General features: G+C 58.6%; 12 protein-coding genes. 10 read left to right on the top strand and 2 right to left on the bottom strand.

Annotated features, from left to right (window positions below; all coding sequences use genetic code 11):
* Positions 1–22 precede the first annotated feature (22 nt).
* From tilS to CSQ86_RS02665, 7 genes are all read left to right on the top strand, one after another.
* On the top strand, positions 23–1,129 hold the full coding sequence (tilS, locus tag CSQ86_RS02635) for a tRNA lysidine(34) synthetase TilS (protein WP_100493534.1): 1,107 nt from the start codon (positions 23–25) through the stop codon (positions 1,127–1,129).
* Entirely contained in the window at positions 1,116–1,673 is a 558-nt protein-coding gene (gene hpt, locus CSQ86_RS02640) for a hypoxanthine phosphoribosyltransferase (RefSeq protein WP_100493535.1), read from the top strand. Before tilS ends, hpt begins: the two co-directional genes overlap by 14 nt.
* Before the next feature lie 2 nt (positions 1,674–1,675).
* The gene (gene ftsH, locus CSQ86_RS02645) at positions 1,676–3,772 is read left to right on the top strand and encodes an ATP-dependent zinc metalloprotease FtsH (RefSeq protein WP_100493536.1); all 2,097 of its coding nucleotides are present in this window, start codon (positions 1,676–1,678) and stop codon (positions 3,770–3,772) included.
* A 113-nt stretch (positions 3,773–3,885) separates the two neighbouring features.
* Positions 3,886–4,467, top strand: a complete 582-nt coding sequence (gene folE, locus CSQ86_RS02650) for a GTP cyclohydrolase I FolE (protein ID WP_100493537.1) — start codon at positions 3,886–3,888, stop codon at positions 4,465–4,467.
* An 84-nt stretch (positions 4,468–4,551) separates the two neighbouring features.
* Positions 4,552–5,433, top strand: a complete 882-nt coding sequence (gene folP, locus CSQ86_RS02655; protein ID WP_100493538.1) for a dihydropteroate synthase — start codon at positions 4,552–4,554, stop codon at positions 5,431–5,433.
* A 61-nt stretch (positions 5,434–5,494) separates the two neighbouring features.
* Positions 5,495–6,997: a 2-amino-4-hydroxy-6-hydroxymethyldihydropteridine diphosphokinase gene (gene folK, locus CSQ86_RS02660; RefSeq protein ID WP_100493539.1), complete on the top strand. Its 1,503-nt coding sequence runs from the start codon at positions 5,495–5,497 to the stop codon at positions 6,995–6,997.
* A 41-nt stretch (positions 6,998–7,038) separates the two neighbouring features.
* A complete protein-coding gene (locus CSQ86_RS02665) occupies positions 7,039–7,569 on the top strand; it encodes a DUF3180 domain-containing protein (RefSeq protein WP_100493540.1) in 531 nt (176 codons plus the stop codon).
* 62 nt (positions 7,570–7,631) lie between these two features.
* On the opposite strand, the gene CSQ86_RS02670 is transcribed toward CSQ86_RS02665, so the two are convergent.
* Both CSQ86_RS02670 and ettA read right to left on the bottom strand, forming a co-directional pair.
* The gene (locus CSQ86_RS02670) at positions 7,632–8,537 is read right to left on the bottom strand and encodes an acyl-CoA thioesterase (protein WP_100493541.1); all 906 of its coding nucleotides are present in this window, start codon (positions 8,535–8,537) and stop codon (positions 7,632–7,634) included.
* 252 nt (positions 8,538–8,789) lie between these two features.
* A complete protein-coding gene (gene ettA, locus CSQ86_RS02675; RefSeq protein WP_100493542.1) occupies positions 8,790–10,469 on the bottom strand; it encodes an energy-dependent translational throttle protein EttA in 1,680 nt (559 codons plus the stop codon).
* Positions 10,470–10,704: 235 nt separating this feature from the next.
* Between ettA and CSQ86_RS02680 the strand changes: the two genes are divergently transcribed.
* The 3 genes from CSQ86_RS02680 to CSQ86_RS02690 all read left to right on the top strand — a co-directional run bounded on the left by CSQ86_RS02680 (position 10,705) and on the right by CSQ86_RS02690 (position 14,230).
* The gene (locus CSQ86_RS02680; RefSeq protein ID WP_240542226.1) at positions 10,705–11,997 is read left to right on the top strand and encodes an MFS transporter; all 1,293 of its coding nucleotides are present in this window, start codon (positions 10,705–10,707) and stop codon (positions 11,995–11,997) included.
* 194 nt (positions 11,998–12,191) lie between these two features.
* Positions 12,192–12,620, top strand: coding sequence for a hypothetical protein (locus CSQ86_RS02685; RefSeq protein ID WP_100493544.1), 429 nt, complete (start codon positions 12,192–12,194; stop codon positions 12,618–12,620).
* 137 nt (positions 12,621–12,757) lie between these two features.
* Positions 12,758–14,230, top strand: coding sequence for a DHA2 family efflux MFS transporter permease subunit (locus tag CSQ86_RS02690; RefSeq protein WP_100493545.1), 1,473 nt, complete (start codon positions 12,758–12,760; stop codon positions 14,228–14,230).
* The last annotated feature ends 58 nt before the right edge of the window (positions 14,231–14,288 follow it).

Raw genomic sequence — 14,288 nt, forward strand, 5'->3', positions numbered from 1 at the left:
TAGGGAATCAATAAGGACTGATATGGCGTATTCATCCCGGCTGCGGAAGGCCGTCGGCGCAGTGCGTGCCGCCTTGGCCGATATTGGTTTGGAGCGGCAGTCGCCGCAGTTTTCACAGCATGGTGAGCATAAGCCGCTGCCGGATGCACCCTTGGTGTTGGTCGCATGTTCGGGCGGACGGGATTCCATGGCTCTGGCTGCGGTGGCACAGATCGTATGTGCATCATTGGGGCTGCGTTGCGGTGCCGTTATCGTCGATCATCAATTGCAGGATGGTTCCGGTGCGGTGGCCGAGCGTGCGGCGGCAGGCTGCCGGAACCTCGGTCTTGATCCGGTGCTGGTTCGCCGTGCCGATGTTCGTGATTCGGGCAAAGGGGTAGAGGCCGCGGCAAGAGAGGCGCGATACCGGGAATTATGCGCCGTTTCATGCGATGCGCATGCCGCTTGCGTATTGCTTGCCCATACGATGGATGATCAGGCGGAAACCGTGTTACTGGGGCTCTTACGTGGTTATGGACTGGATATGGTTGCTGGAATGCCCGCAACCACAGTGCGTGAGCAGGTGTTGTTCGTACGCCCGCTGCTCGACCTCACACGTGACGAGACCACAGGTATCTGCGAGGAGGACCTGCATCTGGCTTATTGGGATGACCCTACGAATGGAGATAGTGCTGAAGGACCGTTGCCGGGCAACTATCCGCTCCGCTCGCGCATCCGCCATGATTTGCTGCCGGCCATCGAACGGTTCACCGGCAGCGATGTCATTCGCCATCTGGCCGGCAATGCGCGTCTGATTCAGGCGGATAAGGCGTATCTTGATAGCCAGGCCGAACGCATTGCCGCCTGCAGCGTGACCATCATCGGCGAGAATGACTCAGACCGTGGTGTAATTGTCGCGATTGACGCGAGAACATTGGGACGCGAGCCACGCGCGATGCGGCTTCGCGTAGTGGCGCATGCCTTGAACCAGGCCTCGGTGGAAGCCAGTGCGATTCAAATCGAAGCCATAGACCAATTGATGGTGAATTGGCATGGGCAGTCAGCTGTGAATCTTCCCAGAGGATATTCAGCGAACCGCAAGAAACACGTCATTCGCGTGTGCCAAGATAGAGCGCATGCGAATCGCTGACGTTAAGGAAGATATTGACCACGAGCTGGTCAGCAGAGAACAGATTGATGCCAAAATCCATGAGATGGCCGCGCTGGTAAGCGAGGACTATCGAGATAAGGATCCGCTGGTCGTCGCGGTGTTGAAGGGTGCCGTGAACACGTTGGTGGCATTCACTGAGGCCCTGAGCATCCCTGTGCAAATCGATTTTATGAGCTTGTCCAGCTACGGTGCCGGTACCAAGTCAAGCGGCACCGTGACGGTACGTCAGGATCTGTCTGCCGATGTTCGCGGCCGGCACATTCTTATCGTGGAAGATATTATCGATTCAGGACGTACGCTCGCATGGCTCGTTGAGGAACTGAAACGTCGCGGCGCGGCCTCGGTGGAAGTGTTTGCACTGCTGAACAAGCCTTCCCGCCGAGAAGTCGACGTAGATGTGAAGTACCCGGGATATGAAATCCCGGACGAATTCGTTGTGGGCTTCGGCCTCGACTATGACGAACGCTACCGCAACCTCGAATCGATCGCGGTGCTGAAGCCGTCCGTTTACCAAGGAGAATAAGCATGAGCTTCCCCCAGGGACCTGGGCAGGGCAACGGAAACAATCCGAACCCTAATAACCGTAATAACGGCAACCCATTCACCAACCCGTTCAAGCGTGGTGACGATGGCAACAAGAAGAACGGTGGCAACAACGAGAACCGTCCGGTCTGGCAGTCTCCGTGGCTGTGGGGCGCGGTGCTTGTGGTCATGGCCGTGCTGATGTTCCAGATGTTCTCCACCGGAGCAACCAAGACCATCGACACCAAGGATGGCTTTGCGTTGTTGAAGGAGGGCAAGGCCACCTACGCCGAGATCACCGACAACAAGCAGGTGGTGCGTCTCGAGCTCAAGGATGACTTCTCCAAGAAGAATCCGGACACCGGCAAGGTCACCAACTACGGCAAGGACGTGCAGTTCTACTACACCTTCGCACAGGGCGCGCAGGTGGCCAAGGCCGTGGAAGACGGCGATCTGGAAAAGGGTTGGACCTCCAACATCGAACAGACCAGCATGCTGAGCTATCTGGTCACTTCGATTCTGCCGTTCATCATCTTCTTCGCGCTGTTCTGGTGGCTGATGAGCCGTATGGGCGGTGCCGGCGGCATGCTCGGCATGGGTGGCAAGAAAAACAACGGCAAGTTGCTCGAGGGCCAGACGCCTACCACCAAGTTCTCCGATGTGGCCGGCGAAGATGAGGCGCTTGCCGAAGTCGAGGAGATCAAGGACTTCCTGAAGGATCCGGCCAAGTACAAGGCGCTGGGCGCTCGCATTCCGCGTGGCGTGCTGCTGTACGGCCCTCCTGGAACCGGTAAGACCCTGTTGGCTCGAGCCATTGCAGGTGAGGCTGGCGTACCGTTCTACGCGATGGCCGGCTCGGACTTCGTCGAAATGTTCGTCGGCCTCGGTGCCTCCCGTGTTCGTGACCTGTTCGATGAAGCCAAGAAGAACGCTCCGGCCATCATCTTCATTGATGAGATCGATGCCGTCGGCCGCAAGCGTGGTTCCGGCATGGGCGGCGGCCATGACGAACGCGAACAGACGCTGAACCAGCTGCTTGTGGAGATGGATGGCTTCGACAATGACACCAACCTGATCATCATCGCCGCAACCAACCGCCCCGACGTGCTGGATCCCGCACTGCTGCGCCCGGGTCGTTTCGACCGTCAGGTGGGCGTGGCCGCGCCTGATCTGGAAGGCCGTGAGGCAATCCTTAAGGTGCACGCCAAGGGCAAGCCGTTCGTGCCGGATGTCGATCTGCACATGGTGGCGGTGCGCACACCTGGCTTCACCGGTGCCGATCTGGCCAACGTGCTGAACGAAGCTGCATTGTTGTGCGCTCGTGCCGGTGCCCAGCTCATCGACAACCGTGCCATCGACGAGGCCATCGACCGCGTTCAGGCCGGTCCGCGCCGTAAGTCCAAGGGCATGGCTCTTGAAGAGCTGCGTAACACCGCATACCACGAGGGCGGCCATGCTCTGGTGGCGGCTGCTCTGCGCAACACCGACCCGGTGACCAAGGTGACGATTCTGCCGCGTGGTCGTGCGCTCGGCTACACCGCCGTGATGCCGACTGCCGATCGTTATTCGCAGTCCCGCAACCAGCTGCTCGATCAGATGGCCTACGCGATGGGTGGCCGCACCGCCGAGGAAATCGTCTTCCACGATCCGACCACCGGTGCCTCGAACGATATCGAGAAGGCCACGAAGATCGCCCGTACCATGGTGGTCGAATACGGCTTCTCCGATAAGCTCGGTGCCATCAAGTGGGCTGATGACGACGATCAGACCACAGTGATGGATGGTTTGGCTCCGCGCAAGTATTCCGATCGCACTGCCGAAGTGATTGATGAGGAGGTCCTGAAGCTGGTGGAGACCGCCCATACCGAGGCGTGGAATATCATCAACGACAACCGTGAGATTCTTGACGAACTGGTTCGCCAGCTGCTCGTCAAGGAAACACTGGACGAAAAGGAACTCGCTCAGATCTTCGCGCCGATTAAGAAGGCTCCGGAACGTGAGGTGTGGCTCTCCAATGAGCGTCGCCCTGATTCCGATAAGCCGCCGGTGGAGATTCCTGAGAGTCTGAAGCGTTCGGCAGGCATCAAGCCTGGAGAGTGATCGCCGGTGTGCAAGAAGCCCGTGGACTGACCGTGCTCTATTGCATGGTCAGTCCACGGGCTTGCTCAATTGACCGGTACGAACCGGTACTTGGAGACATGTGAGGAGAGCAGATGACTGAGGAGCAAGTAGGCACCTACGATGAGGAAGGCGTGCGCAAGGCCGTTCGCCTGTTCCTGAAATCGATTGGTGAGGACCCGGATCGCGAAGGTCTGGTGGAGACGCCGGACCGTATTGCACGAGCTGGCCGCGAATTGTTCGCAGGCCTTCATGCCTCGCCGGCTGATGTGCTGGAAAAGCATTTTGATGTGGACACCGACGAGCTGGTGCTGGTCAAGGATATCGAGCTGTATTCCGTATGCGAACACCATCTGCTGCCGTTCCATGGTGTGGCTCATGTGGGATACATCCCAGCCAAGGATGGCGTGATGGGTCTGAGCAAATTGGCCCGTCTGGTGGAGGTCTATGCCCGTCGTCCACAGGTGCAGGAGCGCCTGACCCAGCAGATTGCCGATGCGTTGGTGGATTACGCCGGTGCGCGAGGCGTGATTGTGGTAACTGAATGCGAGCATCTGTGTATGTCGATGCGTGGCATCAAGAAGTCCTCCGCCCGCACGGTGACCTCCGCGGTTCGTGGTCTGCTGCGCAATCCCGCTACTCGAGCCGAGGCCATGAGCCTCATTTTGGACAAGTAGTCATTCTCGGCCCCCTCTGACGAGGGGGGCTCCCGGCGAAGCTGGGTGGGGGAGACTGAATACCAATAGAAGGGGAATACAACAATGACTGATTTGCAACAGCTGCATGATGCGTCGCAGACGCTGGTGATGGGCGTGCTCAACATCACCGAGGATTCCTTCTCGGACGGTGGCCTATGGCTTGACCCTGACAAGGCCGCCCAGCACGGTCGCGACATGATGGCAGCCGGCGCTGACATCATTGATATCGGCGCCGAATCCACGCGTCCCGGTGCCAAGCGCGTGTCCGAAGAAGATGAGCTCAAGCGCATCACCGGCGCGGTTCATGCATTGGTCCCGGCGGGCGCGGTACTGTCTATCGATACCACGCGTGCTTCAGTGGCCGCCGCGGCTTTGGAAGGCGGCGCGCAGATCATCAACGATGTCTCCGGTGGAACCTTGGATCGAGAGCTGCCGCATGTGGTGGCCGACCATGATTGCCTGTACATCGTGCAGCATTGGCGTGGCTGGCTGGCCGGCTCCAAGGGTGCCAATCCCGATCAGGACACATCCGTCTATGAGCATGGCGTGCTGACCGATGTGCATGATGAGCTGATGCGCCAGGTCGATGACGTGCTGGCGGCCGGCATTAAGCCCGAACGCATCATCATCGACCCGGGTCTGGGCTTCTCCAAGCCGGGCATCGAACATAATCTGCCACTGCTGGCCGGACTTGAGACCTTCCGTGCCACCGGATACCCGGTGCTGATCGGGCAATCTCGCAAGCGCTTCATTTCCGCCATGCTGGCCGACAACGGTATTACCGAGCCTACAATGGCTCAGCGCGATGATGTGACTGCCGCATTGTCCGCTTTGAGTGCCGAACATGGTGCATGGGCCGTACGCGTGCACGACGTGGCCAAGAGCCGTGCCGCCGTCATCGCCGGTAACGCTTGGCGCCAATACAGCGCACAGAGCGCACAGTAGAGTTGTATGGGGCATCGCATCCCTGAATCCAACGGCGGTCAATGCAAACAAGGAATCAATCATGGACATAATTCGACTTACAGGTGTGAGCGCCAACGGTACTCATGGCGTACTCGACTTCGAGCATCAGCGTGCGCAACCGTTCATCGTGGATGCCACGCTGTATCTCGACCTTTTTGCGGCCGGACGGTCCGATGCCTTGGGCGATACTGTCGACTATGGGCGCGTGGCCAAAGACATCGTGGCGGTCATCGAGGGCGAGCATGTGGACTTGATTGAGAAGCTTGCCCAGCGTATCGCCGAACGAATCCTTGCGATCAAGCCGATTGCGAAGGTTGATGTCACCGTGCATAAGCCGCATGCGCCCATTACGGTGCCGTTCACGGACGTGGCGGTATCCATCACCCGCGTCCGTGATGCCCAGGGTGCCGTGGTGCCGGAGCATAAGACCCAATCCGATATTCAGGTCGCTGTGCAGTCAGCTGCCGCGCGGTCCACTGAACAGCCGGCGGTGCATCATGCGGTGGTGGCGTTGGGTGGCAATATCGGTGATGTGGAATCCACCTTACGCGCGTCGGTACGTGAAATGGACGGATTGTCGGGCACGCAAGTCGTCGGTATTTCACCGTTGTACCGTACGGCTGCATGGGGTATGGCCGATGACACGCCTGATTTTCTGAATGCGGTCGTGGAACTCGAGACCACATTGGACAGTCACGAACTATTGGCCGCATTGCAGGGCATTGAGCGCGCACACGGCCGCAATCGTGAGAATCACTGGGATTCGCGTCCGCTGGACCTTGACATCATCGACTTTGATGGCATTACCAGTGCGGACCCGGATCTGTCGTTGCCTCATCCGCGCGCATGGCAGCGTGCATTCGTGCTGGCACCTTGGGTGGCTTTGAATCCTACGGCCCGACTCGCCGGTGCCCATGGTGGATTGGCGTCCGATTTGCTGGCGGTTGCGGCGGATCGCGATGCCGTGCAACTGGACAGTGAGGATTGGATGCTCGCAGGGCATGCCGCCAATGCGGTTGACGATGCTGGAGCGAAGCATGCCGCTCTCGAAAAGAATCGCCAAGACGCTGCTCCGGTCTCCCGCAAAGCCGTGATTTCCATGGATTCCACCGTCCGCGACGCCGAGCAACTGTTCCGCGAAGCCATCGTCTCTGTTGATAGCATTCCCGGAAACCAGGTGCAGGGCATCTCGCCGCTGTATCATGTCAGTCATTTTGATGGTCCGGATGCGCTGAGTGCGGTTATTCAGATAGAGACCAAATTGCCGGCAGCCGATTTGATTGCCGCGCTCGGCAGTGTCGAAGCCGCGCATGAAGGCCTGATTGATCTCGATCTTGTGGATATGGATGGCGTTACCTCGGATACGCCGGACTGTCGAGTGCCATGGCCATCCGCCAGGAACCATGCTTCCGTGCTGGCTCCCTGGATGGATATGGACGCCGATGCCACGCTGGGATCGGAGCCGGTATCGTTCCTTCTGGCCATGGCGCCGGATGCCGGGCAGGTCGGCATGCTGTCGGATAACTGGATCATGGGTAAATGAGCCTATGCGGCATATAACCCACAACGCACAAGGAGAATGACGTGAAAGTACGCCGAACACCATGGTGGCAGTACGTGATTGGTGCCGTACTGGGCCTGCTTGCCGGCATGGGCCTTGCCTCGTATGGCGAGCAGTCCGGATTGTCTCTGATCGGCACCCCGTGGGTGGTGGCCGGCTTGCTTGCGGTGCTGGGTGTGATTGTGCTGGTATTGGCATTGCAAGTGCACAAATATGCTAATACCGACCCCAAGAAGCGCCCGCACAGTTTCATCAATCCGAGCATCGCCGTGAATACTTTGGTGCTTTCCAAGGCATTGGGCTTGGCTGGTGCCACGCTCGCCGGATGGTATGTGGGGCAGATTCTGATGAGCGCAAGCCATTTCGAAGCGCCGTTCTACCATGATGCGATTATCCAATGTGCGATATCCGCCGTGATCTGCATCGCCGATATGATTATCGGCATCATCGGAGAATGGCTTTGCCAACTGCCGCCGAACGAAGGCCCAGAGAACCCTAAGATTGCCGAGGCCAAACGCCGTCAGGAAGTCTCCCCGGCCTACCGCAAGCAGTAGCAGTAGCTGCAAGCCTTATCAGACGTACACTGACGCTCGCTCAGCGTACGTCTGATAAGGTGTTACTTCTGAGGTACGCGGACCATGGCCTCCTGGGCGATTACGGCCACCAATTCGCCATCCTGCGAGTACACCTTGGCATTGCCTAGTCCACGGCCGTGCGCGGCAATCGGCGTATCCTGCACATACAGATGCCATTCATTGATGTCGATGTCGCGGTACCACCACATCGAATGGTCGATGGAGGCGTAGGAGATGCCCGGTGTGGAAATCGACAGGCCCGCGCGGCGAAGCACCGGTTCCATCATGAGCTGATCGCAGCCAAGAGCGAGCAGTGCGCGGTGCATCACCTGCGGTACGTCGGCGTGACCGTCGGCACGCATCCACACCATTTGCTTGCCGGAATCATGCTCAGCGGATTTCTTATCGGCGCGAAGCATCACCGTCGGCGTGATGTGGCGAATATCAAAGGGTGATTTTTCCGCATAGTAATTGGCGAACGGCGACTTCTCGGCGAATGGTTCCATCAGTTTCTTTGCGGAGGTCAGCGATTCGGGATCAGGCAGGTTTTCAGGCATGGGGTCGGCGAATTCCACGCCCTCCTGACCGGTCTCCTGGAAGGATGCGATGGCGGTTAAGATTGGTCCCTCAGCCTGGGTGACGTTCACCCGGCGTGCGGAGAATGATCGGCCGTCGCGCAGCGTTTCGACGTCAAAGAGCAGATCCTGGCGAATATCACCGGCCGCAATGAAATAACCATGGATGGAATGCGGCAAGCGGGATGCCGGCACGGTTTTGGATGCGGCAATCACCGACTGGGCGATGACCTGACCGCCGTAGACGCGGCCGGTGGGGAAGAACATGCTTTCGCCATTGATATAGGTGTGATTTCGGTATGCGGAGGGTTCACCCAACCGCAGCACTTTCACCAAACGATCCAGTGGGGTAACAGTGGTGGGCTGAGCCATGACTTCCTCGATTCATGTGACGGTCTTCGTTCAATACTGTTTGGCAGTTTACGCACTGGGAGTTAAGAGTCATGGCAGCATGATGTAACGAGCCTGTGAGGAAGGTTAATTACCGGTTAGATGTGAGCATGGTCCATCATTCGGGCGTAGATGTGGACCTGTATCGTTTGCGGATTCTGCATCCTTCTACAATGACAAAAGACCGCCACCGTATATGGTGACGGTCTTCTATCGCTTCAGCGGAGCAATGAATCAGCCGCGCACGAGCTTCTTGTGCAGGCGGTGCGGGCGGGCCGCGTCCTCGCCGAGTCGAGCCACACGATTCTCCTGATAGGCCTGGAAGTTACCTTCGAACCAGTACCACTTGGCCGGATTCTCATCGTCGCCTTCCCAAGCGAGGATGTGGGTGGCTACGCGGTCGAGGAACCAACGGTCGTGGGAGATCACCACGGCGCAGCCCGGGAAACCGAGCAGCGCGTTTTCAAGGCTTTCCAGCGTCTCGACGTCCAAATCGTTGGTGGGCTCGTCGAGGAGCAGCAGGTTGCCGCCCTGCTTCAGGGTCAGGGCCAAATTCAGACGGTTGCGTTCACCACCGGAGAGCACGCCAGTGAGCTTCTGCTGGTCGGAGCCCTTGAAGCCGAAGCTGGCCACGTAGGCACGGGTCGGCACTTCCACGCCGGCCACCTCAATGTAGTCGAGACCGCCGGAGACGGCTTCCCACAAGTTCTTGTTCGGGTCGAGGCCTTCACGGTTCTGGTCGACGTAGCTGATCTTGACGGTGTCGCCGATCTTCAACTCGCCGCTGGTGAGCGGTTCCAGACCGACGATGGTCTTGAACAGGGTGGACTTACCCACGCCGTTCGGGCCGATCACGCCCACGATGCCGTTACGCGGCAAGGTGAAGGAAAGATCGTCGATGAGCACGCGGTCGCCGAAGGCCTTGTGGATGTGATTGGCCTCCAGCACCAGGGAACCCAGACGCGGGCCAGCTGGAATCTGAATTTCGGAGAAGTCCAGCTTCTTGTTGTTGCGTGCCTCCTGCTCCATCTGGTCGTAGCGCTCCAGACGGGCCTTGTTCTTGGCCTGACGGGCCTTGGGGGAGGAACGTACCCAATCGAGTTCGTCCTTCAGGCGCTTGGCCAGCTTGGCATCCTTGGCGCCCTGGATCTCCATACGCTTGGCCTTGGTCTCCAGGTAGGTGGAGTAGTTGCCCTTGTACGGGTACAGATGGCCGCGGTCGACCTCGCAGATCCATTCGGCCACGTTGTCCATGAAGTAACGATCGTGGGTGACGGCGATGACGGCACCCTTGTACTGGTGCAGGAACTGCTCCAGCCACAGGATGGATTCGGCATCCAAGTGGTTGGTGGGCTCGTCGAGCAGCAGCAGATCGGGAGCTTCGAGCAGCAGCTTGCACAGTGCCACACGGCGGCGTTCACCACCGGAGCAGACGTTCACCGGGGTGTCCGGATCGGGGCACTGCAAGGCGTCCATGGCCTGCTCGAGCTGGGAGTCGAGATCCCAGCCGTTGGCGGCGTCGATCTCGGTTTGGAGCTTGCCCATCTCCTCCATCAGGGAGTCGAAGTCAGCATCCGGGTTGGCCATCTCCTCGCCGATCTCGTTGAACCGGGCAACCTTTTCGGCAATCGGGCCGAACGCCATCTTGATGTTCTCGCCCACGGTCTTGGTGTCATCCAGCGGCGGCTCCTGCTGCAGGATGCCCACCGTGTAGCCCGGGGTCAGCGTGGCCTCACCGTTGCTCACGGTTTCCAGGCCGGCCATGATCTTGAGCAGGGTGGACTTACCCATACCGTTGGGGCCCACCACGCCGATCTTCGCGCCCGGCAGGAAGCTCAGGGTCACGTCGTCAAGAATCACGCGGTCGCCGAAAGCCTTGCGTGCCTTGATCATCTGGAATACGAATTCTGCCATGAGTTGCAGTTGCTCCTTAGAAAGGTTGGAATTTCGCCGTTTCTAGTCTTGTCGTGTTGTTTGGACGGGCGGTCGGCGCATTGGCCGCAGTCGCTCCCATGGTTTTCGGCGTACTGGCCCAAGCGATGCAATGCTTGCCCATATTACGATCGAATCCCCGTCAAACTACCGCAACCATGGTATCGGAAGGGCTGGAATGACGCGGCTTGCGCGCCGGTTTCCTACAATATGAGGAATGGGTCGAAGAACAACTGAAGAACATGATTCGTTTGCTGGCTCGTTAACTGGGATGCCGGTTAACGGTGGGGCTGCGGCGACGCCTCCATTGCTGGCGGCGTTGATCTTCCTGGTGGCGCTGAATCTGAGGCCCGCCATCGCCGGGGTCGGGCCGGTACTGGCGCGTATCGGCAACGATCTTGACTGGGGTGAAAGCGTACTCGGCATGCTTGGCGCGATGCCATTGTGGGCATTCGCCGCTGTCAGTCCCTTGGTTCGATTCGTGACGAAACGGTTCGGTGCCAACCGCACCATCCTCATCGCGCTGCTTGTACTTGCCGTCGGTGACGTACTCCGGTCATTCGGTGGACCGGCGTGGGTATGGCTTGGCACATTCGCCGTCGGTGCTGGTATCGCTGCCGGCAATGTACTCGTGCCGGTGATTGCCAAACGGGACTATGCCGGGCACGTGGCAGTAGCCACCGGCATATATTCCGGTTGCATCACTGCCGGATCTGCCATCGCCGGACTCACTGCCGCACCACTTGCTACCCAACTTGGCGGTTGGCGTCCAGCCCTCGCAGTGTGGGCTGTGCCGCCGCTCGTCGTTGCCGCGCTATGGGCGATTCGCGTGGTGTTCGATGAACGAAGGAACACGGGTGACGGTACTGCGCTGTTCTTAGCTCCGTCTCCTTCTTCTTCGATGGCGACGACAGCCGCCTCGCTCACTTCGGATGCGCTCCCACTATGGCGGCGTCCGATGACGTGGTGGGTCACGCTATTCATGGGCCTGCAATCATCGGCGTTCTACACCATGTCGAACTGGCTGCCGTCCCTCTCCGAGGCCGCCGGCTTCACCGAATCCCAGGCCGGCGTGCAATTGTTCGTCTTCCAGTCGCTCGGCATCTTTTCCGGTCTGCTGATTCCTGTACTCATGCATGTACGTGGCAATCAGATATGTGCGGCACTCACGGCCAGCGTTCCGATGGTTATCGCCGGCTTTGGATGGCTGTCAGCACCGCAATATTCGCTGTTGTGGAGTGTGATCGGTGGCGTCGGCCAAGGGGCCTCGCTGGTAGTGGCGCTAACGCTGATTGCTTTGCGAGGCCGCAATCCGCAAGACACGGTTGCGCTATCCGGTCTGGCGCAATCCCTTGGCTACTTGATTGCTTCGCTTGGGCCGCTTACTTTTGGATCGCTTGCTGAGCTGTCTGGCGGATGGGTTGCGCCGCTCACGTTGTTCATCGCATTTGCCATTGGACAGTGTGTAGTGGCAGTACTTGCTGGAAAATCGAGGGACGGAACCGCATAACGGCCTATTTTGTAGTTGTATCCCGTTATCTACCCGTTGTATTCCGCACCATCATTGGTAAGAATGGCGGAATTAAGCCATTTGTGTGCTGCCCTACTATAGGAGATAGGTAAAGGCCGTGGCCCGCAACTGCACATTGGCGAAAAATGCGGTTGCGTCCCACACTTGTTGTTGGAATTGAGGTGAATGACGCAATGACACCAATTGAACTGGCCACGCGCAGGCGAGTCACCGGACTGACTTCGGGGGAGTTCGCCAAGCTGTTCGTCACACTGGAACGCAAGGTAGATGGAGAATCCGCGCAATGGGATGCCTCTGACGTGGAATCATGGGAGATCGTCGGTCCGCCGGTCGTGGCCGAACAACATCTCAATGACACGTTCGCCGCAGCCAACGAATTCGTGGCAACGCTTGCCAAACGCCTGTATCGCACGGTCATGCCGGCCCAAGAGGGTACGGCGCTCACCGCATTCCCCGATGACCTGACGTTCTGGTCCGCGCAACCGGATTTCGGCGGCATCCCACACGCCCTATGGAATATCGCGGCGCTTCAGGCCGCTGAATGGATCCGGCAGGAAACCGGTATTATCTGCGAGTTGCACGCCTGCGAGCCGCTGGTGTGATGCGCCAATCTTGGTGCACCACGGGGTGTTAGCTCGTCGCATCAGCGGCAACGAGCGCCTATGCAGTTTCGTGAAACATTCGTCTATAGGATAACCATGTTGTTTGATATGCAACAGTCCAAGGCGAACGGAGTCCTATGAACGAACGCAGTGCGTCTGCCCAGTCATCCGATCGACTGCCCAATGGCGGCAAACAGCCTGTTCAATCAAGGCTGGTTATTGCGGTGGTTTCATTGGCGATTCTGACTTTTCTGGGCATCCTTTCGGAGACCTCACTGAACATCGCCTACTCCACATTGATGCAGGAGTTCGCGATTGATGCATCCGTGGTGCAATGGCTCACCACCGGTTACCTTCTGCTGCTTTCGGTGGCGATTCCAGCTTCGCCGTTCATGGTGCGCCGATTTGCCACGAAAGCGTTGTTTATCGCAGCAGTAGTTATTTTCGCAGCAGGCACGGTACTTGGCGCGTTCGCGACGAACTTTCCTCTACTGCTCGCCGCACGTTTGGTGATGGCACTGGGCACCGGCATCTCACTGCCTCTGATTACCAACATCATTCTGGAAAAAGCGCCACTTGAACAACGTGGCGCGATGCTTGGCATCGTAAGCCTGGTGACCTGTGCGGCGCCGGCCATCGGTCCGGTGTTCGGCGGCATAGTCATGGAATACCTCAACTGGCATTGGATTTTCTACACGATGCTGCCGTTCCTGGTGCTTTCCTTCCTGCTGGGTATGATCACGGTGCCGGAAATTCGGCATGCCGGAGATAAAGAGCAGGCGAATATCAGCGTGCCGTCAATGATCCTGGTGGCTTTCGGATTGGCGGGTCTGATCGTGTCTGTCAGCTTCTTCGCCAGCTGGCAGGGTGACTGGCGCTTCTGGTTGACATTGGTGGCCAGCATAGCGGTGCTGGCTGTGTTCGTGGCGGCGCAGTTGAAGATGAGCAGACCGTTGGTGCAGGTTCGCGTATTCGCCTACCCGGGATTCTCGCTGGGTATGCTGATTCTTCTCATGGCTTCAGGAGGCGTTCTCGGGCTGAACTTCCTGCTGCCGATTCTGCTGCAGCGTGGATTTGGTATGGGAAGCCTTGTCGCGGCGCTGACATTGCTGCCAGGCGCTGTAGTCGGCGCTATTTCGGCACCGGTGATTGGCGGCTCGTTGAAGGGTCATTTCCCGCCGAAATTCATTGTGATTGGATTTGCCGTGGTCACGGTGATGGACGCAATCTTCATTGTGTTCACCGATAATGTGTGGGTGATCGCTGTGATATACGCGGTGTTCATGGCATTCTCCGGATTCGTACTGGTACCTGATCAAACCCATGCCCTGAACCAGCTGCCGCGTCAGTTGAACGCTGATGGTTCGGCGGTGATGAACACGGTGCAGCAAATGGCCGGTGCGATGGGTACGGCTGTAGCCAGCGCGTTGATCACCGAATTCGCCGCGGCCCGAGGGTCGGCGGGGGAGAGCGCGACTGCCGCATATGTGCATGCATTCGCTCAAAGCATGTGGGCGATTGGTGGCATGGCAGTGGTCGGTGTGCTGCTCGCGGCGCTGATGTTCCGTTATTCCACGCGTCGCCCGCCCGAACTGACCGAAGTGGCTTGATGGTTCATTTGCTGTTCACTCAAATCCCCGGCTGCGCTTGACGAGAGATGACACAATG

The organism is Bifidobacterium felsineum (assembly GCF_002802915.1).
In the GTDB taxonomy this organism is placed as follows: Bacteria; Actinomycetota; Actinomycetes; order Actinomycetales; family Bifidobacteriaceae; genus Bifidobacterium; species Bifidobacterium felsineum.